This window comes from Amycolatopsis sp. NPDC000009 (assembly GCF_055563465.1).
Map to the genome: position 1 here is coordinate 287,881 of NZ_JBVHDI010000003.1, position 23,527 is coordinate 311,407.

Consider the following 23,527-nt stretch of genomic DNA (forward strand, 5'->3'; position numbering starts at 1 on the left):
CGTTGAGGGTGGCTTTCACCTTGGGTGAGACGCACTTGCGCGCCTGCTTTCCAGAGTGGCCTCGCGTGAAGCGGTAGTGGGTACCTGAGAGATTCCGGGGAGTTTGCTCCTTCGGTGCCCCACCACGTTCATGGGGGCTCTCCCGCTCCAGCTCGACGGCCCTGTCTGAAGTTGTGCGCACACCGTACCTGGCGTGTTCGACGCGCGTCTACTTCCAGCCGAGCACGTCACTTGCGTGCTTGGAGCCGTAACTCGCGTGATCAGAGGCGTAACTCGTGAGTTACGCCTTCAAGCACGCGAGTGACGGCTCTGAGCACGCGAGTTACGCGGTTTCCATCATCATTTCGGCGGTGATGGTGCCGCAGAGCTCGGCGCACCGCATCATCATGTCGGCGGCGTCGGCGAGTTCGGCGTCGCCGGTCTTGGCGCACTCCTCGGCGCACATGCGCATCATCTGGGAGGCGAGGCCGCACATCTTCGCGCACATGCGCATCATTTCGAGGTCGGCGACCATGGCGGAGCAGCGCATCATCATGTCGGCGCACATGCGGGACATGTCCGCGCAGGTCACCATCATCATCCCGAGCTTCGCACCGCCCACCTCCATGCAGCGCGTCATCATCTCCTCGCACCTGACGTGGCACTCGTTGCACAGGTCGATGCAGTCACGCATGGCGGTGCTCATCTGCCGGGTCATTCTGGGGCCTCCCTGTGGTCCTGGATGCTGGCTTCGCGCTGTCAGGACTACAGCGCAGGTCAGCGACCCGCCATCCCAGCCACCGGGACGAGTGACGCGCACCCTGGGCCCGGTCCGTGGTCAGAGAGGCGTGACGTAGGCGCCCGAGATACCGCCGTCCACCAGGAACTGCGAAGCCGTGATGAACGAAGCGTCGTCGCTCGCCAGGAACGCGACGGCCGCCGCGATCTCCTCCGGCTCCGCGAACCGCCCGACCGGTACGTGCACCAGCCGTCGCGCGGCCCGCTCGGGGTCCTTCGCGAACAGTTCCTTCAGCAGCGGCGTGTTCACCGGCCCCGGGCACAGCGCGTTCACCCGGATGTTCTCCCGCGCGAACTGCACGCCCAGCTCCCGGCTCATCGCCAGCACCCCGCCCTTGGACGCGGTGTAGGAGATCTGCGACGTCGCCGCGCCCATCACCGCGACGAACGACGCCGTGTTGACGATCGAGCCCTTCCCTTGCCGCTGCATGTGGGGCAGCACCGCCTTGCAGCACAGGTACACCGAGGTCAGGTTGACCTTCTGCACCTTCTCCCACGCGTCGATGCCGGTGGTCAGGATCGAGTCGTCCTCGGGCGGGGAGATGCCCGCGTTGTTGAACGCGACGTCGACCGAGCCGAAAGTGTCCACAGTGGTCTGGAACAGGGCCTCGACCTGCTCGGCGTCGGTGACGTCGGCCTGCACGAACAGGCCGCCGACCTCGTCGGCCGCGGCTTTGCCCGCCTCGGCGGAGATGTCACCGATGACGACCTTCGCGCCTTCGCTCGCCAGCCGCCGCGCGGTGGCGAGGCCGATACCGCTGCTGCCGCCGGTGATGACCGCGACACGGCCCTCGAAACGCTGAACCATTTGCTTATTCCTCCGTGCTGATGAAGACATTCTTGGTCTCGGTGAAGGCGTCGACGGCGTCCGGGCCGAGTTCACGACCGAGCCCGGACTGCTTGAATCCGCCGAACGGCGTCCAGTACCGGACGGACGAATGCGAGTTGACCGACAGGTTCCCCGCTTCGACACCGCGCGCGACGCGGAAGGCGCGGCCGACGTCGCGGGTCCAGATCGAGCCGGACAGCCCGTACTCGGTCTGGTTGGCCATGGTCACCGCGTCCGCCTCGCCGTCGAACGGGACCACGGCGACGACCGGGCCGAAGATCTCCTCCGACGCCAGCGGATGCCGCAGGTCGGGCGGGGTGACTACGGTCGGCGCGAACCAGTATCCGGGGCCGACGGGCGCGTTGCCCCGGAAGGCGACCGGCGCGGAGTCGTCCACATAGGACGACACCTTCGCGTGGTGCCCGGCGGAGATCAGCGGCCCCATCTCGGTCACCTCCAGCCGCGGATCCCCGACGACCACCCCGTTCACCGCGGGTTCCAGCAGCTCCATGAACTTCTCGTACACGCTCGACTGCACCAGGATCAGCGACCGCGCGCAGCAGTCCTGCCCGGCGTTGTCGAACACGCCGTACGGCGCGGTGGCCGCGGCCTTCTCCAGGTCGGCGTCGGCGAAGACGATGTTCGCGTTCTTGCCGCCGAGCTCCAGCGTCACCCGCTTCACCTGTGCGGCGCAGCCCGCCATGATCTGCTTGCCGACCTCGGTCGAGCCGGTGAACACCACCTTCCGCACCGCCGGGTGGTCCACGAAACGCTGCCCCACCACCGATCCCTTGCCGGGGAGCACCTGGAAGACGTCCGCGGGGATCCCCGCCTCGCGGGCGAGTTCACCGAGGCGGATCGCGGTCAGCGGAGTGAGCTCGGCGGGTTTCAGCACGACGGTGTTCCCGGCGGCGAGCGCGGGCGCGAACCCCCAGCCCGCGATGGGCATCGGGAAGTTCCACGGCACGATCACCCCGACCACGCCGAGCGGCTCGTGGAACGTCATGTTCACGCCACCGGGTACCGGGATCTGCTTGCCGCTCAACCGTTCGGGCGACGCGGAGTAGTACGTCAGCACGTCACGGACGTTGCCCGCCTCCCAGCGCGCGTTGCCGATCGTGTGGCCGGCGTTGGCGACCTCCAGCGCGGCGAGGTTCTCGACGTCGGCGTCGACGGCGTCGGCGAACCGGCGCAGCAGCCGCGCCCGGTCGCCGGGGGCCACGGCACGCCAGGCGGGGAACGCCGCGTGCGCGCGGGCGATCGCCGCGTCGGTCTCCTCGGCCGAGGTCGGCTCGACCGACCGCACCACCTCTTCCGTGGCGGGGTTGATCACCTCGAACGTCATGCGCGCTCCTTAGCCGCTTCTACGAGTGCCTCGAAAAGCCTGATGTCGTCGGGATTCTGCTCGGGATGCCATTGGACGCCGAGGACGAACCCGTCGCCGGGCAGCTCGGCCGCCTCGATCGTCCCGTCGGCGGCCCAGCCGACCGGGACCAGCCCGTCCCCGAGCCTGTCGATCGCTTGATGGTGGTAACACGGCACCTTGGTCTCGGCGCCGAGGATCGACGCGACGCGGCTGCCCCCGGCGAGGCTCACCGTAGTGGTGCCGAAGGTCCCGGGCGCGGGCTGGTGATCCCTGGTGTCCAAGGTGTCCGGCAGGTGCTGCGCGAGCGTGCCGCCCAGCGCGACACTGAGGACCTGCAGCCCCCGGCACACGCCCAGCACCGGTTTCCCACTGTCCAAAGCGGATCGCAGCAGGCCGAACTCGAAGGCGTCCCGGTTCGGCCTCGTGTACGTCGTCGCGTGCTGCTCCTGGCCGTAGCGCGCCGGGTCGACGTCGGCGCCGCCGACCAGCACGAGCCCGTCCACGGCGGAGATCAGCCGATCGTGTGCCGTGCTCACCGGCGGCAGCAGGACCGGAATCCCACCAGCCGCGACGATCCCGTCGACGTAGACCCGATGGAGCAGTGCCGCTTCGGTCTCCCACACCAGGAACTTCGCGGGTTCCAGATAGGACGTGAGCCCGATCAGGGGCTCAGAGACGTTCGAAGCCACGGATCCTCTCCCAGTCGGTGACGGCGGCGTCGTACGCGGCCAGCTCGACCTTCGCCGCGTTCAGGTAGTGGTCGACGACCTCGTCCCCGAACGCGGACCTCGCGAGTGCGCTCCCGTCCAGCAGCGCCGCGGACTCCCGCAGGGTCGTCGGCACGGTCGGCTTGCCGGAACCGTAGGCGTTGCCGCGGAACTCCGGTTCCAGCTCCAGTTCGTTCTCGATACCGTGCAACCCGGCCGCGATCAGCGCGGCCACCGCGAGGTACGGGTTCACGTCACCGCCGGGGACGCGGTTCTCGGTGCGCAGCGAATCACCGTGCCCGACGACGCGGAGCGCGCACGTGCGGTTGTCGGTGCCCCACGCGACGGCCGTCGGCGCGAAGCTGCCGGGGACGAAACGCTTGTAGGAGTTGATGTTCGGCGCGAAGAAGTAGGTCAGCTCGCGCAGTCCGGCCAGCTGACCGGCGAGGAAGTGCTCCATCAGCGGCGAGAACCCGCCAGGGCCGTCACCGGCCAGGACGGGTTCGCCCTCGGCGGAGCGCAGGCTGATGTGGATGTGGCAGGAGTTGCCCTCGCGTTCGTTGTACTTCGCCATGAACGTGAGGCTCTTGCCCTCCTGCGCGGCGATCTCCTTGGCGCCGGTCTTGTAGACGCTGTGGTTGTCGCAGGTGGTCAGCGCGTCGGCGTAGCGGAACGCGATCTCGTGCTGACCGGGGTTGCACTCGCCCTTGGCCGACTCGACGTACAGGCCCGCTCCGCCCATGTCGTTGCGGATACGGCGCAGCAGCGGCTCGATCCGGGCGGTGCCGAGCATCGAGTAGTCGACGTTGTACTGATTGGCCGGGCGAAGGTCCTGGTACCGCTTGTCCCAGGCCGACTCGTAGGTGTCGTCGAAGACGATGAACTCCAGTTCGGTCCCGACGTAGGCGGCGAGACCACGTTCGGCGAGCCTGTCCAGCTGACCGCGCAGGATCTGGCGCGGCGAGGGGGCCACGGCCCCGCCCTCGACCCGTTCGAGGTCGGCGAGGACGAGCGCGGTGCCCTCCTGCCAAGGGAGCAGACGCAGCGTGCCGAAGTCCGGGCGCAGGACGAAGTCGCCGTAGCCGGTCTCCCAGGACGACATCGCGTAGCCGTCGACGGTGTTCATGTCCACGTCGACCGCGAGCAGGTAGTTGCACGCTTCGGTGGCGTGCTCGACGACCTCGTTGAGGAAGTATTCGGCGGCGCAGCGTTTGCCCTGCAGCCTGCCCTGCATGTCGGTGATCGCCACCAGCACCGTGTCGACGGTGCCGTCCTCGACCAGTTCCCGGAGCCGATCGAGCGTGAGCATGCCGCGCCTGTTCGCCATCAGCCTCACCTAAAGGTTCGAAGCGGTACCTTTGCGGCTTCTTCCTACCGGGTCGACCCAGCCCGGTCAACTCGGCCAATGGTCTGGTTCGTTACCCATTGCTCACCGTAGTTGATCCCTGGGCGGATTGTCTCCGATGCCCGGCTGAGAAGATGCTGTGAATCCCGCCGCACCGGGAGGAGATCCGCGCATCCGGGACGTTGTACGGATCAAGAGAGGTGAGAAGGAATGACACAGGCATTCACGCAGCAGACCACGTTCACCGAGCCCCAGGGGCGGGCTCAGCTCCCGACGATGCCCAGCGGGTGGCCGATCGGCTCGTACGAGTCGTACTCCGAGGCGCAGCGTGCCGTCGACCACCTCGCGGGAACGGACTTCCCGATCACGGACGTCACCATCGTCGGTGTCGAGCCGGTCCTGGTCGAGCGGATCGCCGGCCGGATGGGCTGGAGCAAGGTGCTCACCAGCTCGGCGCTGTCGGGCGCGATGTTCGGTATGTTCCTCGGCCTCGTGCTGAGCCTGCTGAACCCGGGCGCCGGGCTGGTGCCGATCCTCGTCGGCCTCGTCGGCGGTATCGGGTTCAACCTGCTCTTCGGCGCGCTGGGGTACGCGGCCTCGAAGAACAAGCGCGGGTTCATCTCGCAGAGCCAGCTGGTCGCCCGGCGTTACGACGTCCTGGCCCAGCCGCGCAACGCCGAGAAGGGCCGTGCCCTGCTGGCCGACCTGGCCGCCAGGAGCGCGTTCACCCACTGAGCCTCACCCCACGCGAGCCGGCACCTCTCCGAGAGGTGCCGGCTCGCGGCTTTACGGGGTCAGGCGGTGCAGGTCACGCGGGAACAGCGTCGCCTGACGGACATTGGGCAGCCCGAGCAGCCGGGCCGTCCAGCGTTCGAGACCGAGCGCGAAACCGCCGTGCGGCGGCATCCCGTGCGCGAAGACGGACAGGTAGTCGCGGTACGGCTCGATGGACTCACCGCGCGCCGCCAGCGCGGCGACGTAGTCCGCGTGCCGGTGCAGCCGCTGTCCGCCGGTCACCAGTTCCAGCCCGCGGAAAAGCAGGTCGAAACTGTTCGAGTACGCGGGCCGCTCCGGGTCCGGATGCGTGTAGAACGGCCGCTTCACCATCGGATAGCCGGTGACGAACAGGAATTCCGATCCGTGTTCGCGCAGCGCCCAATCCGAAAGCAGCCGCTCGTGCGCGGGCGCGAGGTCGGGCTCGCCACGCGGGTCCTCGTCCGACAGCCGCGCGATCAGCTCCTGGGCTTCCGCGAAGTGGATCTCCGGAATCTCCTCGGGCACCGAGACATCCGCCCGCGGAACCGCGGCGGCCATCCCGGCGATGGCTTCCCGCAGCACCGTCATGACGTCGTGGTGGCCGTCGATGAAACCGAGTTCGGCGTCGAGGCTGGTGTACTGCGCCAGATGCCGCGCGGTGTCGTGCGGTTCGGCGCGGAAGACCGGGCCGACCTCGTACACGCGCTCGAAAACCCCGACCAGCGCCTGTTTGTAGAACTGTGGGGACTGCGCGAGGAAGGCCCGCCTGCCGAAGTAGTCGATGCCGAAGACGTTCGCACCGGATTCCGTGGCCGACGAAACGATCTTGGGCGTCTGGATTTCCGTGAACCCGAGCCCGTCCAGGGCCGACCGGAACCCGGCGACGCTCGCCGCCGCGACCGTGAAAACCTCCTTCAGCCGCGGATGCCGCAGCGCGACGGCGGCGTTGTCCAGCACCGTGGGCAACGCCGCCGGAACCGACGGCCGGTAGAGGTCGAACGGCGGTGGTTCGGCGGGTTCGGACAGCAGCCCGACGGACGGCTCCGTGAGTTCGAGCCCGCCCGGCGCCTGCGGATTCGCGGTGACGAGCCCCTCGACCTCGACGACGGTTTCTTCAGGTGGGCCACCAGGTTCGGCGAGGACCACCTGGGCGAGTCCGGAACGGTCCCGGATCACCAGGAAGGTGACGGTTTTCAGGCGGCGCCGGCGGTGCACCCAGCCGGCGACGCGGACACGGCCGCCGACGTGCCGGGGCAGGTCGGCGGCGAGGACACGCGAGATCATCACAACTCCTGTACGGATGTGCGCGACCCCTTGGGAGTGCGGGCGAGAAGGGAACTCGCGGTACCACCGCACTTTCGCCGCCGCCTGGGACGGCGGCCTCGATGGCCCGTGACGAGGGCCGGACGGCGGGGCATGGGGCGCGGACGCCGTTCCTCCCCGCACTCGGGAGGGTCTTCACCGAAGGGCGCGAGGCCGCCTTCCCAGCTACCGGCGGCTCTCTGGGCTCGCGTGGTCCCTTGGCTACTCGTCTCCGTCAACGCGTTGCCCCGGAGGCTACGTCGCCCGGGGCGACCCCCGCATCCGCATTTCGTCCTCTGAACGCGGTGGTTCGCGGGCCCAACCGCCGGTGTTCCCCAGAGAGCGGCCTTCGCGGCATGGTTCCGAGCCGGCCAACAGGGTGCGGTAGCGAAGGCCCCTCTTCACTACCGCACCCTGCACCCGAGGTTGGGGAATGCACGTTAGCAACCTTGTAGGTTTGGAAAATGGGGTTGGCCACCCTGCACCCGAGGTTGCGAAAGCCACTTTCGCAACGTTGAAGGTTGCGAAAGTGGCTTTCGCAACCCGCCACCTTGCCTTACCGAGGACAGCGAGAAGGTGCCGCCACCCGTCCCGGACCACCCACGAAATGCGGGTGGAGGCGCCCCCGACGGCCGCCTCCACCCGGGGCCACCTAGCGCGTCGGCTGGGTGGAGTTCGACGGCGGCGCCGGGGACGAAGGCGGAGCCTGGGCGGTCGTCGAAGGCGGCACCGGAGCACCCTTCGGGATCGCCGCGCTGAACGGCACGTCCGTCCTTTCCAGACAGTAGCTACGGGAACCGTTGTAGCCGTTGAGGTTTCCTTCGTTGTCCTGGACTCCCCGTTCGAGCCTCGGTCGCGGGTAGCGGTTGTCGTCGCCGACCTTCCGCTTCTCGCCCGTGCTCCGCTCGCAGGCGAACCGGGTCGTGCTGAGCGGACGGCCGTTCTCGTCGTAGAGGTAGACCTCGGCCAGCGGCTTGCCCTCGGCGTCGAACGCGTAGATGTTCTCCACGTCCTGGCTGCCGTACGTCAACTGCGGATTGCCGTAGCCGTCGTTGGCGCTCGGCGTGTACTGGCCGTTGTAGGAACCGTTGCCGTAGGACCGCTTCGCGATCAGGTCGACCGCCGCGCCCGCACCGCCGAGCATGCTGCCGATGACGAACGCCGAGATCGGCACAGCCAGCCAGAGCAGCCGCCGGTCGGCCTTCAGCTTCGGGCCCGCCCAGACCACCGCGACGGCCGCCAGCAGCATCAGCGGCAGGAGCAGCACGGCTTCGGTGTCGCGGAGCACGAGCAGCAGGCCGAAGACGACCAGCACCGCCGCGCACAGCACCCACCACGCCGGCTTGAGCGTGCGGAAGTAGTTCAGCCCCTTGCTGTTCCGGTCTTTCTGGAAAGAGGCCGCGATTTCGCGGAGCTTGACCACCTCGGGCAGTTCCGCGATCGGGGCGACTCCCTTCCGGACCACGTAGGCGACGCTGATCGCGAGCACGGGTGCGACGAAAAGCAGGCCCAGCAACGGTTCCACCCGGACCCACACCGCGGCGGCGAAGCCGAACAGCGCGAAGCCACCCACCGAGAACACCAGACCCCAGAACGCGAACCGCGCTCCGCCGATCCCGGTCTTCACCTTCAGCACGGTGGTCCTGTCGCCCGCCTCGGCCGGACGCGGCGGGTAGCCGCCGGACGCCCGCAACTCGGCGGCGTAGCTTTCGGGGCTGCCCAGCCGCTCGATCAGGGCGTCGACCTTGGGGTTGTCCCCCAGCTCCGCCTCCATCTCGGCGAGATGCGGCCGGACGTCCTCGAGGATCTCCTCGACTTCGCTCTCGGGCAGGTCGGCGAGCGCGCTCCTGACCCTCGCCAGATACACCCGCACGGCGGTCGGATTCTGCGTGCTCATGCTGCCTCTCCCAACAGGCTGTTCATCGTCGTGGCGAAAGTCCGCCAGGTCTGCCCCGACTCTTCGAGCCGCTGGCGACCCGGCTCGTTGAGGCTGTAGTACTTGCGGTGCGGGCCTTCCTCGCTCGGCACCACATAGGACGTCAGCAGGCCCGCCTTGTACAAGCGCCGGAGCGTCCCGTACACCGAGGCGTCGCCCACCTCCTGCAACCCCGCGATACGAAGTCTTCGGAGTACGTCGTAGCCGTAGCCGTCCTCTCCGCGAAGCACCGCGAGAACGGCTAGGTCCAGCACGCCTTTGAGTAGCTGACTGATCTCCACAGTCGCGTCCCTCCCAGTCTTACGCAACAGAAGGTACCACGCATTGCACAGTAGTGCGCAAGGCGGAGACTACTTGCGCCCGAGGGGTGGTTCATGGGTTACTTAGTCCAGTAATGAACCACTGCACCAATGAGGTGCCCGAAGACTGGGGACGGAGGTGTCGTGCTCGACGAAGGAACACCCCTGTTCGCGCAGATCGCCGAACAGATCGCCGACGACATCGCCGAGGGAAGCCTGGCCGAGGGGGAACGCGTGCCGTCAACCAACGAACTCGCCGCCTTCTACCGGATCAATCCGGCGACGGCGGCCAAGGGGATCAACGTGCTCGCCGACGACGGCCTGCTCGAAAAGCGGCGCGGTATCGGCATGTTCGTCGCCGCCGGCGCGCGGCAGAAGCTGCTCACCGACCGGCGGCAGCGGTTCGCCGAGCAGTACCTCGACCCGATGCTCAGCGAAGCCAGGCGCCTCGGCATCGACGACGAAACCCTGATCTCGCTCATCCGCGGGAACGGACACCGGAACGGAGGACCCGCCGCATGACGCCGACCATTTCGACCACCGGCCTGACCCGGCGCTACGGCGACCATCTCGCGCTCGGCGATGTCTCGGTCGACATCGAAGAAGGCAAGATCACCGGCCTGCTGGGCCGCAACGGCGCGGGCAAGAGCACCTTCCTGCGCATCGTCACCGCGCAGGAGTTCGCCAGCGCGGGCTCGGTCCGCGTGTTCGGCGAGAGCCCGGTCGAGAACGAGCGGGTGCTGAAGCGCCTGGTACTCGTCCGCGAAGACCAGCAGTTCCCGGATTTCAAGGTGCGGCACGCGCTTTCGGCGGCGTCGTGGTTCTATCCGAACTGGGACGCGGAACTCGCCGACACGCTGCTCCGCGATTTCGACCTGCCGACGAAGCGCCCGATCAAGAAGCTCTCGCGAGGGATGCGCTCGGCGCTGTCCATCACGATCGGGCTAGCGGCGCGAGCGGAACTCACGCTGCTCGACGAGCCGTACGCGGGCCTCGACGCCGTCGCACGCCAGCTGTTCTACGACCGGTTGCTCGACGACTACTCGGCCCATCCGCGCACGATCCTGCTCTCCACGCACCTGATCGACGAAGTGGCCGATCTGCTGGAGCACGTGGTGATGATCGACAAGGGCCGCGTCGCCCTCGACGCGGCGGCCGACGAACTGCGCGGCTCGGCCGTCACGGTCTCGGGTCCCGCCCTCGCGGTGGACGATTTCGTCAGCGGCCGCCGGGTGCTGCACCGCCGCAAGATCGGCTCGCGGGCTTCGGTCACCGTCGCCGACGCGCTCGACGCCGCCGCGACGGCGAAAGCGAAGGCCCTGCACCTGAAACTCGAACCGCTTTCCTTGCAGCAACTGATGGTGCACACCTCCAACGGACAGACCGCAGAGGAGGCGTCCGCATGAACACCCTGATCAACGTCGCGCGCTACCATCTGGTGGACCGGCTCCAGTACGTCGTCCTCCCGGTCGGCGTCACGTTCTTCGCGTTCCTGGTGAATCTCACCGTCTTCGCGGTGATCCCCGAGACAACCGAGGAGAACTACTCGGGCGGCCTGTTCACGCTGTACGTGTTCATGTTCGTCTGCGGCGCCTTGAGCATGACGAAGTCGCTGCCGTTCGGGCTCGCGCTCGGCGTGTCGAGGCGGTCGTACTACCTGGGCACGGTCCTGCTGATCGCCGGGCTGTCGGCGCTCTACGCGGTGGGGATCGTCGTGCTCCAGACGATCGAGAACGCGACCGGCGGCTGGGGGATCGGCCTCAACTACTTCCGGGTGCCCTGGCTGCTCGACGGTCCCTGGTACCTGACCCTGCTCACGTCGTTCGTGCTGCTGACGCTGATGTTCGTCTACGGCATGTGGTACGGCCTGATCTACCGGCGCGCCGCGGTGCTGGGCGTGACCCTGTTCACCGCTGTGCAGGTTTTGCTACTGGTAGGCGGGGTGCTGCTGCTCAGCTGGACCGATTCCTGGCCGAAGGTCGGCACGTTCTTCAGCACGCTGACCGTCGGCGGAGTGACCGGGGTGGTCGCCCTGCTGGTCTGCGTCGCGGGGGCGGGCGGATTCGCCACGATGCGCCGCGTCACGGTCTGAAACCCTTCCACACCAAGGAGTTCCGTGATGGCCGTGACTCATGTGGTGCTGTCGGTGCTGCTGGCCGCGATCTTCGCCGCGCTGGGGGTGGCGAAGATCCTGCGTCAGCCGGCGTTGGTGTCCCGGACCGGGAGGCTCGGCTTCCCGGTCCGGGCGATCCAAGGGATCGGCGCGCTCGAACTCGCGGGGGCGGCGGGCCTGGTGGCCGGGTTCTTCTGGCGGCCGCTCGGGGTCGCGGCGGCGATCGGCCTGGTGGCCCTGCTGATCGGGGCGGCGGTCTCCCACGTGCGGGCTGGCGACGGGATCAAGGACGTCGCCCCGCCGGTCTGGCTCGCGCTGGTCTCGGCGGCGGCCGCCGTCACCGCGATCGTTTCCGCTTAAGCCGCGAGCGTTTCACGGGCTCGGTCGCGAACGCGTCCGACCACAGTGGACCGCCGCCAGGCGTGCGTGACCTCCACCAGCCACGCCGCCTCGGTGGCGATGTCCGGCTCGTCGAGGTAGGTCGCCGGAACGTCGTCGGGGGCGTACCGGCGGCCCGTCTCGGAGGCGACGAGCGCGGCGGCCAAGGCCGCGGCCTCGATCGTCGCGGCGATCCGGGCTTCGGGGACCTTCGCCTCACGTGCCTCGGCTTCCGCGAGCGGCGGGACGTCCGGATCGAAGTAGGGCCGCAACGCCAGATGGCCGTCCCGGATCTCGATGACCCTGCGGTACAAGGCGAATTCGACGCCGCCCGGCATACCGGGGCCCGGGTCCAGCGCGATTCCGGGGACCGCGTCGCGCAGCGCGGCCCACAACGGTTCGATCCGGCGGTAGGTCCGGTACGCGCCGATCAGCCGAAACGGCGTGGCCAGCGCGGGCCCCCACACGCTGAGCGTCGCGCCCGCCCCGGCGAGCCCGACGCTCAGCGCCGCCAGGATCGCCGAGAACGTGTCCTCGCCGGCGTCGACCGCGCCGGTGGTGGCGAGGATGTAGATGTCGTCGACGTCCCAGAAAGTCCAGCCCAGTGCGGAAATCCCGCCACCGACGAGCAGCCACAGCCCGATGCGAAGCGGACCGGGAGCGGCATGACGCGCGAAGCGGGCGAAGACGATCGAGAAGGTCAGCAGGCTGATCAGACCGTAGACGAGGAAAAGGACGTTGTACGCGACGAACCAGCCGAGCCCGCCCGGCCCGGCGGCGGTGTGGTCGCCTACCCGGTAGCTGCCGGACAAGAAGAAGAGCGCGGTTTCGGCGGCCACCACGGTCCAGGAAAGCACCGCGTGCCACCCGATCCGCGTGCCCTCCCCCAGTTTCAGCGAACGCGCGAACGCGACCGCGAACGCCATCGCGCCGATCTTGAGCAGGTCGGCCCCGAGGTTCAGGAGACTGCCGATGGGTTCTTCGACACCGACGGCGTTCTCCATGGCCGGGGTGAGCAGCATGATGCCGCCCGCGATGCACATCCCGAAGGCGCTGAGGAACCACATCCGCCGCAGGGGCTGGGTGCGGCGGGCCTGGATCAGCTTGTAGCCGAAGCCCGCGAACGCCACCACGCAGCAGAAGTACGCGATGGTCTCGGTCACGGCCGTTTCCGGCTGCCGAAGAGGTCGTCGACCCTCGCCATCCCGCCGGCGAGATCGCTCCCGCTCTCGCCGGGGCGCGCGGCGCCGTGCACCGCCGTCCGCGCGACACGGTGCGCGAGGAGGCTGGCGAGCAGTTCGGCCTCCTGCTCCTCGACGGCGCTGTACCCCGTGCGGCCGAGGACACGGCGGACGAGTTCGGGCGACAGATTCGGCATGAGGGTCTTTCCGGCGGCGGCGTCGAGCACGATCCCGTCGGCCCCGGCGTCCGAACCGACGTGACCGCACACCAGATGGCCGACCTCGTGCAGCAGGATATGCCGCCGGTGCAGGGCGGTGGTGTTGGTCGGATACAGGATGTAGTCCGCGCGTTCCGTGCTCATCAGCAACCCGCACGGACCGCTGGAAGGAACGCTGACCTGCATCAATTCGATGGGACGGCCGCGTTCGGCCGCCAGCTCCGCGACGAAGGCCCCGGCGTCGAACGGATCCGGAAGGGTGACGCCGTCGGCGAGACTCCGGCAGCGGCGCCACAACTCCTTACGGCGACGGTCCACTCACGACTCCTTCTTCGGGCCGCCCCGTCCGGATTCCCTGCGGGCGATCGCGTCGATCATGTCGCTGATGGTGTCGAGTCCGTCGGGGGAAAGCGTTACGGCCCGCAGCGCGACGTCGCGGACACCGGCGTCGCGAAGGGCACCGAGGAGCGCGAGTTCCTCGGCGATCTTGGCGCTCTGCTCGTCGTCGAAGAAGTACGCGGGCGAGACACCGAAGAACTGCGCGAGCGCCTCGAGGTGGCGTTTCGTCGGATTGTCGCGACGCCCCGTCCGCAACTGCCACAGGTACGTCGTCGAGAAGCTTTCGCCGGTCGCCTCGCGGCAGGCCTTGGCGACCTCCTCATGGCTGTACGTCTCGCGATCGGGTCTCAGCACGATCTGGAACAGCTTGTCGATCTTCTCGGCGAGCGTCGTCTTACCGGGCTCGGTCGCGGCCACCATCCCACTCCCTACCTGTCGTGCCCGTTCATGCTAGTTGACGCGGCGCCTATGGCGTACACGACAGTTTTCACCTCGCGCGCGGCTTCGGCTGGCACCGCGGGCAGGAGAACGACGACCGGTTCATGAAGGGGTCGCGCCGGATGGCCGTCCCGCACCGGCCGCAGGGCAGTCCTTCCTGGCCGTAGGCGTCGAGTGACCGGTCGAAGTAGCCGGACTCGCCGTTGATGTTGACGTACAGCGCGTCGAACGACGTCCCGCCGGCGACCAGCGCCTCGGCCATCACGTCACTGGCGGCGGTGAGCACGGCGCGGCCGTGGGCGGCGGTGAGCCTGTCGGTCGGGCGGGCCCAGTGGAGTTTGGAGCGCCAGAGTGCCTCGTCGGCGTAGATGTTGCCGATCCCGGAGACGAGCGTCTGGTCGAGCAGGGCGCGTTTGAGCTCGGTCCGCCTCGACCGCAGCGCGCGGACGGCCTGGTCGAGGTCGAACCGCGGATCCATCGGGTCGCGGGCGATATGCGCGATGGTGCCCGGCAACGCCGTCCCGTCGACCTCGGTGAGTTCCGCGAGCGCGAGCCCTCCGAAGGTCCGCTGATCGACGAAGCGCAACTCCGGCCCTTTGTCGGCGAAGCGGAATCGCACGCGAAGGTGCTTCTCGTCCGGCGCGTCGCCGGGCTGGACGAGCATCTGGCCGCTCATGCCGAGGTGCGCGAGCATGGCCTGGCCGTCGGAGAGCTCCAGCCACAGATACTTGCCGCGACGGCGGGCGGCGGCGATCTTCACCCCGGAAAGCCGTCCGCCGAAGTCCTCGGCGCCGAGTTCGTGGCGGCGGATCGCACGGGCATGGAGGACTTCGACCTCGGTGATCGTCCGGCCGGAGACATGCGCCTCGAGCCCGGCACGGACCACCTCGACCTCGGGAAGTTCGGGCATACCGTCGATTCTCCCACCGGCCCTCGTGAGTGGTGAGGACGGTTCTAACCGTCCTCACCACTCACGAGGGGTCAGCGACGTCACCCGGACGACCTGAGCACCCGAAGCAGCGGCAGGACCTGTCACCAGCGCCAAAATCATCGCTGTGACCAGGCAGAAATGACGCATCCGCCGACCTCGACAGGCGACCTGAACGGTCGCGTCAGTGGCGGCGGACTGCGCTGACGTTACTGATTCACCGGCGCACGCGTCAACGAACCGTCCAGCTGAGGAGGACTCAGGTCGTCTTCGGCGGCTGATCGATGTCGAGCTCGGCCGAAAGCTGTCGCCAGGCCGTCTCGGCGGCCTTCTGCTCGGCTTCCTTCTTGGTCGTTCCCGAGCCGTAGCCGAGTTCGCGCCCGCCGACGAGGACGGTGGCGCTGAACTCCTTGCGGTGATCGGGCCCAGTGTCCTCGACCTTGTACTCGGGCACGCCGAGCCCGGCCGACGCCGTCAGCTCCTGGAGGCTGGTCTTCCAGTCCAGGCCGGCGCCACGCAGCGGCGCCTCGGCGAGCAGGTCGTCGAACAGGTGGTGCACGAGCTTGCGCGCGACGTCGATGCCGTGCTGCTGGTACGCGGCGCCGATGACGGCTTCGAGCCCGTCGGCGAGGATGCTCGCCTTGTCCCGGCCGCCGGTGAGCTCTTCGCCCTTGCCCAGCAACAGGTGCTTGCCCAGCCCGCCCTCACCGAGACCGCGCGCGACCCTGGCCAGCGCGTGCATGTTGACCACGCTGGCACGGAGTTTCGCGAGCTGTCCCTCGGCAAGTTCGGGATGGGTGTTGTAGAGGTGGTCGGTGACGACCAGGCCCAGCACCGCGTCCCCGAGGAACTCGAGACGCTCGTTCGGCGGCAACCCACCGTTCTCATAGGCATAAGAACGGTGGGTCAACGACAGCGTCAGCAGCTCGGGTTCGATCGTGATCCCGAGAGCTTCGAGCAGTGGTGCGGGGTCCGCGGGTGGTCCACCGGCAGATTTGCCCCCCATGTCGTCGGCTGCCGATCAGGCGGGCTCGACGACCTGGCGACCGTTGTGCTGGCCGCAGGCCGGGCACGCGATGTGCTGGAGCTTCGGCTGCTTGCAGGCGCGGTTGGAGCAGGGCACCAGCTGAACCGGAGCCGCCTTCCACTGGCTGCGGCGCGCGCGGGTGTTGGATCGCGACATCTTCCGCTTCGGGACGGCCACGAGTAGATCTCCTTCAGACGGTCTGCCCGCGGTCGCGAGCGAACTTGCTTCTCCGGAACGAGCTGGTGCTCGTCAGGCTTGCTTTCCGGGGCCATCGGCCTGGTCATCGCCCGTTTCGTCATCGAAACGATCGACCAGCGCGGCCCACCGAGGGTCTATCTTCTCATGCCCGTGACCGGGCTCGAGATCGGCCCACTTGACACCGCATTCGGTGCACAGTCCCCGGCAGTCCTCGGCGCACAGCGGGGCCAGCGGCAGCGCCAGCACCACCGCGTCCCGGACCGTCGGCTCGAGGTCGATCCGGTCGTCCACCAGGCGGGGGATCTCGTCCTCGTCGGTGGTCTCCTCGGTCGCGGAGCCGGGGTAGGCGAAGAGCTCGGTCAGGTCGACCTCGACGTCCTCGGTGATCGGGTCGAGGCACCGCGAGCAGTGCCCCGTCGCGACGGCGGACGCCGTGCCGCTCACGAGCACACCCTCGACGACGGACTCGAGCATGAGGTCGAGTTCGAGGGTGGAGCCGGCGTCGATGGTGATGACGTCGGGCACACCGAGCGCGGTCTCGACGGGGATCGAGCGTTGGACGGCCTTGCTCAGGCCGGCGTGACGGCCGAGTTCGCGGGTGTCGAGCACCCACGGGTTCCGGTCGTCCAGTTGCGCAGGCCTGGCCTGCGGCGACTTGTTCTCAGACATCGGTCACCAGGGTACGCAGGTACCGCCACTCACTTTCGGGCGCGGTCGGTGAGCCACCAGTGCGCGGCGGACGAGTGTCCCCGATGCCACATCGGGCGCACTGGACGGAGCCGCGAGTCCGTGAAGGCCCCCTTCACTGCGTCTAGCGCGGCGAAGGGGGCCTTCAGGTACTCGAGCGATCAGCTCTGGTAGTCGTACAGCGACGTCCGGCTGTTGCCCGGCAGGTTGACCGGGGACCGCAGGTGGTTGCGCCCGGAGTCGACCGTCCGCAGCGTGGTCGCCAGCAGTTCGGAGAACTCGGCCAGCTTCCCGTCGACGTAGGCGTCGCAGTCGCCGCGCTGCTTGTCGGCCTCGACGTGCGCCTCGTCGACGATGCGGGCCGCCTCGCCGTGCGCGGCCTGGACGACCTCGGTCTGGGCGACGAGCCGGGCCTGTTCGGCGCGGCCGTCCTCGATGGCGCGCTCGTAGGCGTCGCGACCGGCCTGGATCATCCGCTCCGACTCGGCGCGGGAGCGGTCGGTGAGGTTCTGGAACTCGGCCTGCCCGGCGGCCACCATGCGCTCGGCCTCGGCGTGCGCGTCGCCCATCATCTGCTCGGCGCGGGCGCGGGCGTCGGCGAGGATGCGCTCGGCCTCGGCCTGCGCGTCGGCGACCGTGCGGTCGGCCTCGGTGTTCGCCGTGGTGATCGTCTCCGCCGCTTCGGTGCGGGCGGTCTGGATCAGCTGATCACGTTTGTCCAGGACGTCCTGGGCGTCGTCCACCTCGCCCGGCAGCGCGTCGCGGATGTCGTCGAGCAGCTCCAGGGTGTCCCCGCGCGGGACGACACAACTGGAGGTCATCGGCACGCCGCGGGCTTCCTCCACGATGGTGACGAGCTCGTCGAGCGCCTCGAAAACCCGGTACACGGCCACTCCCTACCTACAGCGATCCCCACATTCCCTGAGATCAGTTTGCCCTCATCGCCGCCGTAAGGGGTGAAAGCGCGCGGTACCGGGCGTGTCCCCGCCGGTACCGCGCGCCATGATCACCTCGGGTCGAAGGCCGGATCCAGGATCAGCGCCAGCAGCTGCTGGTCGGTCAGGGAGGGGCCGCCCCGCGTGGCGTCGTCGAGGGTGCCGAGATCGAAGACGTTCACCGCCCCGCCGCCGGGCCGGAAGGCGATCGCGTTCCGGCCGACCGCCTGCCCGGTCGAAACGCCCTGGCCGATGATGACGTCGCCGTCCGAGCCCGCGGATTTCGGGGCGGTTTCGGTGATCACCACGAAGCTCCCGTCCGGCTGGGGAAGTTCCGCGCACCGCATCGGTTTCCGGTCGGGCCCGATCCCGTCGACCAGCTTCTCCGGCTCGCACCGGCCCTCGCGCGGATAGCCCTCCTTCGTGCTCACCGGACCGCTGATGGTGAGGTTGACGCCCCGCTCCCGCCCTTCGGCGTCGGTGAACCTGATCTGCGAGGTCTTCAGGTCGCCGTGCGCTGCCGCGAAGGCACCCACTTCGATGTCCTTCGCGCCGACGATCACCTTCGGCACCACGTCCTTGAGGTGCTGGAGATCGTCCTTCGGCGCGGCCTGCGCCGAAGAAGCGGCCGGTGAGACCTGCGCCGGACCGCTTCCCGGCGCCACGAACACCACCGCCGCCGCGATCACCGCCAGCGTGGCTCCCCCGGTCAGCGCCACCGCCCGCCGGTTCCGCACCTTCTTCGCCGCCGTACCGGCGACCTCGTCCGGGTCGAAGCCGAGCGGGGGCTCGGCCAGTGTGATCCCGCGCAGCCTGTTCTCGAGTTCGTCCATCACGCGCTCCTCCCGGAGACAGCCTCGTCGTGCTGTCTCTGCAGGGCCGCGCGGAGGACGTCGAGCCCCCGCGCGGCCTGGCTCCTGACCGTCCCTTCCGAACAGCGCAGCGCGACGGCGACCTCCGCGGCCGGCAGATCGGCGCAGTAGCGCAGCACGACGGCGGCGCGCTGTTTCGGGGGAACTTCGGCGAGGGCGCGCAGCAGCGAATCCGAGATCCCGGCGGTCGCCGGGGCCACGGGCTCTTCGGGGACGACGCCGTCGCGGTTCTCTCTGCTCCGCCATGGACGTCGCCGCTCGTCGAGCCAGCAGCGCATCAGGATCTGCCTCGTGTAGTTGTCGACGGGCCCTTTCCGGCGGACCTTCGGCCAGACCCGGTAGAGCTTGATGAGCGCGACTTGGACCAGATCCTCCGCGAGATGCCAGTCGCCGCAGAGCAGGTACGCCGTCCGTCTGAGCGGTAGCGCCTTGTCCCTGGCGAACTCCCTGAAGCTCGCATCGTCCCCAGACCGCATCGTGCCTCCTCGTCCGCGTTCCGGTGTATCTCACGGACGAGGAGGCACGAAATGTTGCACGGACGGGTCAGCCGGCGAGATTCACCAGCTTGAAGGTCGCGTAGCGGTCCGGCGTGTAGACGACCTCGCCGCCCTTGCCGGAGATCACGCGGTCGCTCGTGCCCACCGGGAACAGCTGGTAGTAGCCGGCGGCGCACGACGGCAGCACGCCTTCGCGGTTCTCGTAGACCGTGCCGGTCGCGCCGCCACGGGCCTTGTCCACCACGGACTTCGCGGCGGAGGACAGCGTCGAGTAGCCGATCTTCGTCAGCTTCGAGGTGTCACCGCAGGACGGCGCCGGGGTGCCGTCGGCGTCGATCACGGAGAAGGTCTTGTAGTGGTCGGCGGTGTAGAAGTGCTCGCCGGCGTTACCGGTGACGATGCGGCGCGCACCGCGATCGGGCGAGCCCGGCGTCGGGACCGTGTACTCGCGGTAGTAGCCCGACGCGCACTTCGGGAGGATGTTCTCGCGGTTGGAGAAGACCGTGCCGTCCTTGTCCGGATACGGGAACGGGCCACCCTTCTGGATGAGGTCGTAGGTCGTCGTCGCCTCGGCGGGCAGCGACGACAGCGACACGTGCTTGAACCCGGTGAGATCCCCGCACGGGTTCTGCTGGATGGAAACGGGGGCGGCCGTGGCCTGCGCGGCACTGAGCCCACCGAAGAACGTGACAAGCAGAACGAGCAGCGCGGCGGCGACCCGCGATCGTTTGTTGGTCATTTTCGGACCATAACCCGATCGCGTATTCACCAGAAGGCGCCGAGATGAACTCTCGCCGCCTACCGACCAACGGCTTCGGCCGTTCGGGTCAACCTCGTTCGGAATACTTCTCCGAGAGGCGTTTGAACACTACCGGCGGCACCAGGTGCTCGATGTCGCCGCCGAGCGCGGTGACCTCCTTGACCAGCGAGCTCGACACGAACCCGTACGCCGGGTTGTTCGCCATCAGCAGGGTTTCGAGCCCGGTCAGCTCACGGTTCATCTGCGCCATCTGGAGCTCGTAGTCGAAGTCGCTGACCGACCGCAGCCCCTTCGCGACCGCGATGATGTCGTTTTCGCGGCAGTAGTCGACCAGGAGTCCTTGCCACGAGTCGACGCGGACGTTCGGCAGCTTCGCGGTGATCTCGCGAAGCATGTCCATCCGCTCCTCGGTGGTGAACAGGCCCTTCTTGCTCTTGTTCACCCCCACCGCGACGACGACCTCGTCGAACAGCTTGGCCGCCCGCTCGATGATGTCGAGATGTCCATTGGTGGCCGGGTCGTAGGACCCGGGACAGACCGCACGCCGCATGGCGCGGACGCTACCAAGGCGGGGAACGTCCTGCGCGTTCTGCGCGTTCTGCGTCACACCTGATATTCGGCCCAGTAGAGCGCGGTGTCGCCGTAGCGCTTCGTCCGCATCGGCTCGAAACCCGGCGGCCAGTCCGGCTCGCCGTCCCGCGCGGCGCGTTCGATCACCAGAAGCGCCCCGTCGGTGATCCACCGGCCCGCCGCGAGCGCGGCCATGACCTCCCCCAGGCGGGTGGAATCGACTGCGTAGGGCGGATCGGCGAGGACGATGTCGAACGTTTCCGGCGCCGGAGCGGCCACGACGGACTCGACGGCCCCGGCCCGGACCGTGCCGCCGAGCCCCAGCGCGGCGACGTTCCCCTTGAGCACTTCGACCGCGCGCCGGTCCGACTCGACGAACAGCGCGCCGGACGCGCCGCGGGACAACGCCTCCAGCCCGAGCGCGCCCGAACCGGCGTAAAGGTCGAGGACCTGGGCCCCCTGCAGTTCGCCGGCGACCTCGAGCGCGTTGAACAGCGCCTCGCGCACGCGTTCCGAGGTGGGCCTCGTGCTCTTCGGCGGGACCTTCAGCCGCCTGCCGCCCGCGGTCCCCGCCACGATCCTGGTCATGGGTGCATCGTGCCTCAACGCCTTCCATCGTGACGTTGGCCGGGACTTGGTGAAGCCGCCGCCCAGCTCGCGTAGAGTCGTCCTTCGCCCTCGGAGGCGATAGAAGCGTTTAGGAGCGTTGCGTGTCCGAACCTCGGGTCAGACGGGCCGAGATCGCCATCGAGCAAGCCCATGTGGACACCGTCTACACCCGGCTCGCCGAACTGCGAGCCCAGGCTGAGGCCATGCGTACCAAGGGCTATGAGATCGGCCATGGCGCCGGGCGGGAAGCCATCTTCGAGCAGGCGTCCATGCTGTTCGAACGGGACATGATGGTGTACCACGCCAATCAGACCCTCCAGACCCTCGACGCGGAGTACGAGGGCCTGGTGTTCGGCAGGCTCGACCACCTCGACAACGACCACATCTACGTGGGCCGCCTCGGCATCCGCGACGCCGAGTTCGACAACCTCGTCACCGACTGGCGCGCGCCCGCGGCCGCGGCGTTCTACCAGGCGACGGCCGAGGAGCCGATGGACGTCGTCCGGCGCCGGGTGATCCGGTGCTCCGGCCAGAACGTGCTCGACGTCGACGACGACGTCCTGATCGCCGACGCGGTCCCCGACGGGATGCAGATCGTCGGCGAAGGCGCCCTCATGGCCGCGCTCGGCCGGTCGCGTGGCGAGAAGATGCGGGACATCGTCGCCACCATCCAGAAGGAGCAGGACGAGGTCATCCGGGCGCCGTGGCGCGGGGTCACGGAGATCACCGGCGGCCCCGGCACCGGCAAGACCGCGGTCGCGCTGCACCGCGCGGCGTACCTGCTCTACCGCCACCGCCGCCAGCTCGGCGGCGCGGGTGTGCTGGTGATCGGCCCGTCCGGGGTGTTCACCAGCTACATCTCGCGGGTGCTGCCGTCGATGGGTGAGACGAACGTCGAACTGCGCGCGCTCGGCGAGGTCCTCGACGGCTTGGAAGCGACCCGTCAGGACCCGGCTCCGCTGGCGGCGATCAAGGGATCGCTGCGGATGCGCAAGATCCTGCTGCGCGCGCTGCGGGACACGCCGGAAGACGCGCCGGAGGACATGAAGATCGTCTACCGCGGCGAGGTGCTGCGGCTCAACGCGCGCGAGCTCGACAAGGTGCGCCGCAAGGTGCACACCGCGGGCGGGCCGCCGAACCGGTCGCGGATCCGCGCCGCCGAACTGCTGCTCGACGCGCTCGCCGCGAAGGCCGAGCAGCACGCGAAGGACGACGGGCGTCAGATCGACAAGGCCGAGCTGATCACCGAACTCGGTGAGCGCATCGAGTTCCACCGGTTCCTGGTGACCTGGTGGCCGATCCTGTACCCGGCGCAGATCCTGCGCTGGCTCGGCAGCGAGAAGCGGCTCGCCTCCGCGGCGAAGGGCCTGCTCAACCGCGGCGAGATCAGCATGCTCGCGGCCGATTTCGCCGACCGCTCGCGCGGCTGGACCATCGCGGACGTCGCGCTCCTCGACGAGCTGCGCGTCCTCATCGGCACGCCGCCCAAGAGCCGCCGGGCCCGCCAGAACATCGAGGTCAACCCGGAACGCGGCGGCGCCCCGACCCGGCCCGAGCACTACGACGAGTACTCGCACGTGGTCGTCGACGAATCGCAGGACCTCTCGCCGATGCAGTGGCGGATGGTCGGGCGGCGCGGCAAGTACGCGAGCTGGACCGTGGTCGGCGACCCGGTGCAGAGTTCCTGGCCGGATCCGGCCGAGGCCGCGATGGCGCGGGACCAGGCCTTCGGGCTCAAGACGACCCGGCGCCGGTTCACCCTGCGCACCAACTACCGGAACTCGGCGGAGATCTTCGATCTGGCCGCGAAGGTCGTCGCGGGGCACGCGGAGGCCGACGAGCTTCCGCGCGCGGTGCGGCAGACCGGCGTCACACCGGAGGTCCGGCCCGTCGAGGCCGCCGGCCTGGAGGCGGCGACGCAGGCCGCGGTGAAGGAGATGCTGGGGGTCGTCGAAGGCACCGTCGGCGTGATCACCGCCATGGACCGGGTGCCCGAGATCGAAGGCTGGCTCGACGGGCTGTCGGACGAGCGGCTCAAGGTCGTCGGCAGCCTCGACTCCAAGGGCCTCGAGTACGACGCCGTGGTCCTGGTGGAGCCGAACGACCTCATCACGGAGTCGACCACCGGACGCCGGGTGCTGTACGTCGCGCTGACCCGCGCGACCCAGCAGCTGACCGTCCTGGCCTCGAACCCGGACTGGATCCCGGCCGCCTGATCACGCGAGTCGTCCATCTGATCACGTGAGTTCGCCGCTCAATCACGCGAGTTACGCCTTCAAGCACGCGAGTTACGTGCCTGATCACGCGAGTTCGGCGTGCCGGGACGGACGACACGCGTGATCCAACGGACGACACGCGTGACTGGATGGACGACACGTGTGTTTGAAGGCGTAACTCGCGTGCTTGAAGGCGTAACTCGCGTGATCAGAGGCGAAAAAAGCTGAAGGGCTCCTTCAGGAC

General features: G+C 68.7%; 27 protein-coding genes and 1 riboswitch. Of the genes, 6 read left to right on the forward strand and 21 right to left on the reverse strand.

Annotation, left to right across the window (positions count from 1 at the left end; translation table 11 throughout):
- Positions 1-61 precede the first annotated feature (61 nt).
- Positions 62-155, reverse strand: a riboswitch (glycine riboswitch).
- A gap of 167 nt (positions 156-322) precedes the next feature.
- The 5 genes from ACZ3HL_RS11240 to ACZ3HL_RS11260 all read right to left on the reverse strand — a co-directional run bounded on the left by ACZ3HL_RS11240 (position 323) and on the right by ACZ3HL_RS11260 (position 5,006).
- Positions 323-697 (reverse strand): four-helix bundle copper-binding protein, encoded by a 375-nt coding sequence (locus ACZ3HL_RS11240; RefSeq protein ID WP_465530381.1) that lies wholly within the window; start codon positions 695-697, stop codon positions 323-325.
- Positions 698-817: 120 nt separating this feature from the next.
- Positions 818-1,585: a 3-oxoacyl-ACP reductase gene (locus tag ACZ3HL_RS11245; protein ID WP_465530383.1), complete on the reverse strand. Its 768-nt coding sequence runs from the start codon at positions 1,583-1,585 to the stop codon at positions 818-820.
- Between the two features lie 4 nt (positions 1,586-1,589).
- Entirely contained in the window at positions 1,590-2,951 is a 1,362-nt protein-coding gene (locus ACZ3HL_RS11250) for an aldehyde dehydrogenase family protein (protein ID WP_465413699.1), read from the reverse strand.
- Positions 2,948-3,661, reverse strand: a complete 714-nt coding sequence (locus ACZ3HL_RS11255; protein ID WP_465530385.1) for a gamma-glutamyl-gamma-aminobutyrate hydrolase family protein — start codon at positions 3,659-3,661, stop codon at positions 2,948-2,950. Before ACZ3HL_RS11255 ends, ACZ3HL_RS11250 begins: the two co-directional genes overlap by 4 nt.
- Complete coding sequence (locus ACZ3HL_RS11260) at positions 3,642-5,006, reverse strand: glutamine synthetase family protein (RefSeq protein WP_465530387.1); 1,365 nt, start codon at positions 5,004-5,006, stop codon at positions 3,642-3,644. Before ACZ3HL_RS11260 ends, ACZ3HL_RS11255 begins: the two co-directional genes overlap by 20 nt.
- Positions 5,007-5,234: 228 nt before the next feature.
- Between ACZ3HL_RS11260 and ACZ3HL_RS11265 the strand changes: the two genes are divergently transcribed.
- On the forward strand, positions 5,235-5,759 hold the full coding sequence (locus ACZ3HL_RS11265) for a YflT domain-containing protein (protein ID WP_125673321.1): 525 nt from the start codon (positions 5,235-5,237) through the stop codon (positions 5,757-5,759).
- Positions 5,760-5,810: 51 nt separating this feature from the next.
- Here the strand turns inward: ACZ3HL_RS11265 and aspS are convergent, their stop codons facing one another.
- From aspS to ACZ3HL_RS11280, 3 genes are all read right to left on the reverse strand, one after another.
- Positions 5,811-7,064, reverse strand: a complete 1,254-nt coding sequence (aspS, locus tag ACZ3HL_RS11270) for an aspartate--tRNA(Asn) ligase (RefSeq protein WP_465530389.1) — start codon at positions 7,062-7,064, stop codon at positions 5,811-5,813.
- A 670-nt stretch (positions 7,065-7,734) separates the two neighbouring features.
- Positions 7,735-8,979 carry a DUF1700 domain-containing protein gene (locus tag ACZ3HL_RS11275; RefSeq protein WP_465413707.1) on the reverse strand — a complete coding sequence of 415 codons (1,245 nt, stop codon included), beginning with the start codon at positions 8,977-8,979 and terminating at the stop codon, positions 7,735-7,737.
- Positions 8,976-9,299, reverse strand: a complete 324-nt coding sequence (locus ACZ3HL_RS11280) for a PadR family transcriptional regulator (RefSeq protein WP_034323457.1) — start codon at positions 9,297-9,299, stop codon at positions 8,976-8,978. The genes ACZ3HL_RS11275 and ACZ3HL_RS11280 overlap by 4 nt, the downstream gene beginning before the upstream one ends.
- Positions 9,300-9,461: 162 nt before the next feature.
- On the opposite strand from ACZ3HL_RS11280, the gene ACZ3HL_RS11285 reads away from it, so the two are divergent.
- The 4 genes from ACZ3HL_RS11285 to ACZ3HL_RS11300 are packed head-to-tail and all read left to right on the forward strand — an operon-like array spanning position 9,462 to position 11,790.
- Positions 9,462-9,839, forward strand: coding sequence for a GntR family transcriptional regulator (locus ACZ3HL_RS11285; protein ID WP_126733537.1), 378 nt, complete (start codon positions 9,462-9,464; stop codon positions 9,837-9,839).
- Entirely contained in the window at positions 9,836-10,723 is an 888-nt protein-coding gene (locus ACZ3HL_RS11290; RefSeq protein ID WP_465413710.1) for an ABC transporter ATP-binding protein, read from the forward strand. Before ACZ3HL_RS11285 ends, ACZ3HL_RS11290 begins: the two co-directional genes overlap by 4 nt.
- Complete coding sequence (locus ACZ3HL_RS11295; protein WP_465530391.1) at positions 10,720-11,409, forward strand: ABC transporter permease; 690 nt, start codon at positions 10,720-10,722, stop codon at positions 11,407-11,409. Before ACZ3HL_RS11290 ends, ACZ3HL_RS11295 begins: the two co-directional genes overlap by 4 nt.
- Before the next feature lie 27 nt (positions 11,410-11,436).
- Positions 11,437-11,790, forward strand: coding sequence for a DoxX family protein (locus ACZ3HL_RS11300; RefSeq protein WP_465413714.1), 354 nt, complete (start codon positions 11,437-11,439; stop codon positions 11,788-11,790).
- On the opposite strand, the gene ACZ3HL_RS11305 is transcribed toward ACZ3HL_RS11300, so the two are convergent.
- The 13 genes from ACZ3HL_RS11305 to rsmD form a co-directional block, all read right to left on the reverse strand.
- Positions 11,787-12,971 carry an MAB_1171c family putative transporter gene (locus tag ACZ3HL_RS11305; protein ID WP_465530393.1) on the reverse strand — a complete coding sequence of 395 codons (1,185 nt, stop codon included), beginning with the start codon at positions 12,969-12,971 and terminating at the stop codon, positions 11,787-11,789. The genes ACZ3HL_RS11300 and ACZ3HL_RS11305 overlap by 4 nt on opposite strands.
- On the reverse strand, positions 12,968-13,525 hold the full coding sequence (locus tag ACZ3HL_RS11310) for a hypothetical protein (RefSeq protein WP_465530395.1): 558 nt from the start codon (positions 13,523-13,525) through the stop codon (positions 12,968-12,970). The genes ACZ3HL_RS11305 and ACZ3HL_RS11310 overlap by 4 nt, the downstream gene beginning before the upstream one ends.
- On the reverse strand, positions 13,526-13,966 hold the full coding sequence (locus ACZ3HL_RS11315) for a helix-turn-helix domain-containing protein (protein WP_465413721.1): 441 nt from the start codon (positions 13,964-13,966) through the stop codon (positions 13,526-13,528). It lies immediately after the preceding gene.
- Positions 13,967-14,033: 67 nt separating this feature from the next.
- Positions 14,034-14,894, reverse strand: a complete 861-nt coding sequence (gene mutM / locus ACZ3HL_RS11320) for a bifunctional DNA-formamidopyrimidine glycosylase/DNA-(apurinic or apyrimidinic site) lyase (protein WP_465530397.1) — start codon at positions 14,892-14,894, stop codon at positions 14,034-14,036.
- A 277-nt stretch (positions 14,895-15,171) separates the two neighbouring features.
- Complete coding sequence (gene rnc, locus ACZ3HL_RS11325; protein WP_465530399.1) at positions 15,172-15,918, reverse strand: ribonuclease III; 747 nt, start codon at positions 15,916-15,918, stop codon at positions 15,172-15,174.
- A gap of 15 nt (positions 15,919-15,933) precedes the next feature.
- Positions 15,934-16,116, reverse strand: coding sequence for a 50S ribosomal protein L32 (rpmF, locus tag ACZ3HL_RS11330; RefSeq protein ID WP_005160412.1), 183 nt, complete (start codon positions 16,114-16,116; stop codon positions 15,934-15,936).
- A gap of 72 nt (positions 16,117-16,188) precedes the next feature.
- Positions 16,189-16,806, reverse strand: a complete 618-nt coding sequence (locus ACZ3HL_RS11335; RefSeq protein ID WP_126733546.1) for a YceD family protein — start codon at positions 16,804-16,806, stop codon at positions 16,189-16,191.
- A gap of 179 nt (positions 16,807-16,985) precedes the next feature.
- On the reverse strand, positions 16,986-17,711 hold the full coding sequence (locus ACZ3HL_RS11340) for a DivIVA domain-containing protein (protein ID WP_465413727.1): 726 nt from the start codon (positions 17,709-17,711) through the stop codon (positions 16,986-16,988).
- Between the two features lie 119 nt (positions 17,712-17,830).
- Positions 17,831-18,592: a hypothetical protein gene (locus ACZ3HL_RS11345; protein ID WP_465530401.1), complete on the reverse strand. Its 762-nt coding sequence runs from the start codon at positions 18,590-18,592 to the stop codon at positions 17,831-17,833.
- Positions 18,592-19,107, reverse strand: a complete 516-nt coding sequence (locus ACZ3HL_RS11350; protein ID WP_465530403.1) for an RNA polymerase sigma factor — start codon at positions 19,105-19,107, stop codon at positions 18,592-18,594. Before ACZ3HL_RS11350 ends, ACZ3HL_RS11345 begins: the two co-directional genes overlap by 1 nt.
- A 67-nt stretch (positions 19,108-19,174) precedes the next feature.
- Positions 19,175-19,867 carry a ribonuclease domain-containing protein gene (locus tag ACZ3HL_RS11355; RefSeq protein ID WP_465530405.1) on the reverse strand — a complete coding sequence of 231 codons (693 nt, stop codon included), beginning with the start codon at positions 19,865-19,867 and terminating at the stop codon, positions 19,175-19,177.
- 88 nt (positions 19,868-19,955) lie between these two features.
- The gene (coaD, locus tag ACZ3HL_RS11360; RefSeq protein ID WP_034323497.1) at positions 19,956-20,438 is read right to left on the reverse strand and encodes a pantetheine-phosphate adenylyltransferase; all 483 of its coding nucleotides are present in this window, start codon (positions 20,436-20,438) and stop codon (positions 19,956-19,958) included.
- 53 nt (positions 20,439-20,491) lie between these two features.
- Positions 20,492-21,046, reverse strand: coding sequence for a 16S rRNA (guanine(966)-N(2))-methyltransferase RsmD (gene rsmD, locus ACZ3HL_RS11365; protein WP_465413735.1), 555 nt, complete (start codon positions 21,044-21,046; stop codon positions 20,492-20,494).
- A gap of 122 nt (positions 21,047-21,168) precedes the next feature.
- On the opposite strand from rsmD, the gene ACZ3HL_RS11370 reads away from it, so the two are divergent.
- Positions 21,169-23,283, forward strand: coding sequence for a HelD family protein (locus ACZ3HL_RS11370; protein WP_465530407.1), 2,115 nt, complete (start codon positions 21,169-21,171; stop codon positions 23,281-23,283).
- Positions 23,284-23,527: the final 244 nt, after the last annotated feature.

Coding starts and splice junctions, on each gene's coding strand:
- ACZ3HL_RS11240 (WP_465530381.1), bottom strand. CDS start 697: ATGACCCGGCAGATGAGCACCGCCATGCGTGACTGCATCGACCTGTGC.
- ACZ3HL_RS11245 (WP_465530383.1), bottom strand. CDS start 1,585: ATGGTTCAGCGTTTCGAGGGCCGTGTCGCGGTCATCACCGGCGGCAGC.
- ACZ3HL_RS11250 (WP_465413699.1), bottom strand. CDS start 2,951: ATGACGTTCGAGGTGATCAACCCCGCCACGGAAGAGGTGGTGCGGTCG.
- ACZ3HL_RS11260 (WP_465530387.1), bottom strand. CDS start 5,006: ATGGCGAACAGGCGCGGCATGCTCACGCTCGATCGGCTCCGGGAACTG.
- ACZ3HL_RS11265 (WP_125673321.1), top strand. CDS start 5,235: ATGACACAGGCATTCACGCAGCAGACCACGTTCACCGAGCCCCAGGGG.
- aspS (WP_465530389.1), bottom strand. CDS start 7,064: ATGATCTCGCGTGTCCTCGCCGCCGACCTGCCCCGGCACGTCGGCGGC.
- ACZ3HL_RS11275 (WP_465413707.1), bottom strand. CDS start 8,979: ATGAGCACGCAGAATCCGACCGCCGTGCGGGTGTATCTGGCGAGGGTC.
- ACZ3HL_RS11290 (WP_465413710.1), top strand. CDS start 9,836: ATGACGCCGACCATTTCGACCACCGGCCTGACCCGGCGCTACGGCGAC.
- ACZ3HL_RS11295 (WP_465530391.1), top strand. CDS start 10,720: ATGAACACCCTGATCAACGTCGCGCGCTACCATCTGGTGGACCGGCTC.
- ACZ3HL_RS11300 (WP_465413714.1), top strand. CDS start 11,437: ATGGCCGTGACTCATGTGGTGCTGTCGGTGCTGCTGGCCGCGATCTTC.
- ACZ3HL_RS11315 (WP_465413721.1), bottom strand. CDS start 13,966: ATGGTGGCCGCGACCGAGCCCGGTAAGACGACGCTCGCCGAGAAGATC.
- mutM (WP_465530397.1), bottom strand. CDS start 14,894: ATGCCCGAACTTCCCGAGGTCGAGGTGGTCCGTGCCGGGCTCGAGGCG.
- rnc (WP_465530399.1), bottom strand. CDS start 15,918: ATGGGGGGCAAATCTGCCGGTGGACCACCCGCGGACCCCGCACCACTG.
- ACZ3HL_RS11335 (WP_126733546.1), bottom strand. CDS start 16,806: ATGTCTGAGAACAAGTCGCCGCAGGCCAGGCCTGCGCAACTGGACGAC.
- ACZ3HL_RS11345 (WP_465530401.1), bottom strand. CDS start 18,592: ATGGACGAACTCGAGAACAGGCTGCGCGGGATCACACTGGCCGAGCCC.
- ACZ3HL_RS11350 (WP_465530403.1), bottom strand. CDS start 19,107: ATGCGGTCTGGGGACGATGCGAGCTTCAGGGAGTTCGCCAGGGACAAG.
- ACZ3HL_RS11355 (WP_465530405.1), bottom strand. CDS start 19,867: ATGACCAACAAACGATCGCGGGTCGCCGCCGCGCTGCTCGTTCTGCTT.
- coaD (WP_034323497.1), bottom strand. CDS start 20,438: ATGCGGCGTGCGGTCTGTCCCGGGTCCTACGACCCGGCCACCAATGGA.
- rsmD (WP_465413735.1), bottom strand. CDS start 21,046: ATGACCAGGATCGTGGCGGGGACCGCGGGCGGCAGGCGGCTGAAGGTC.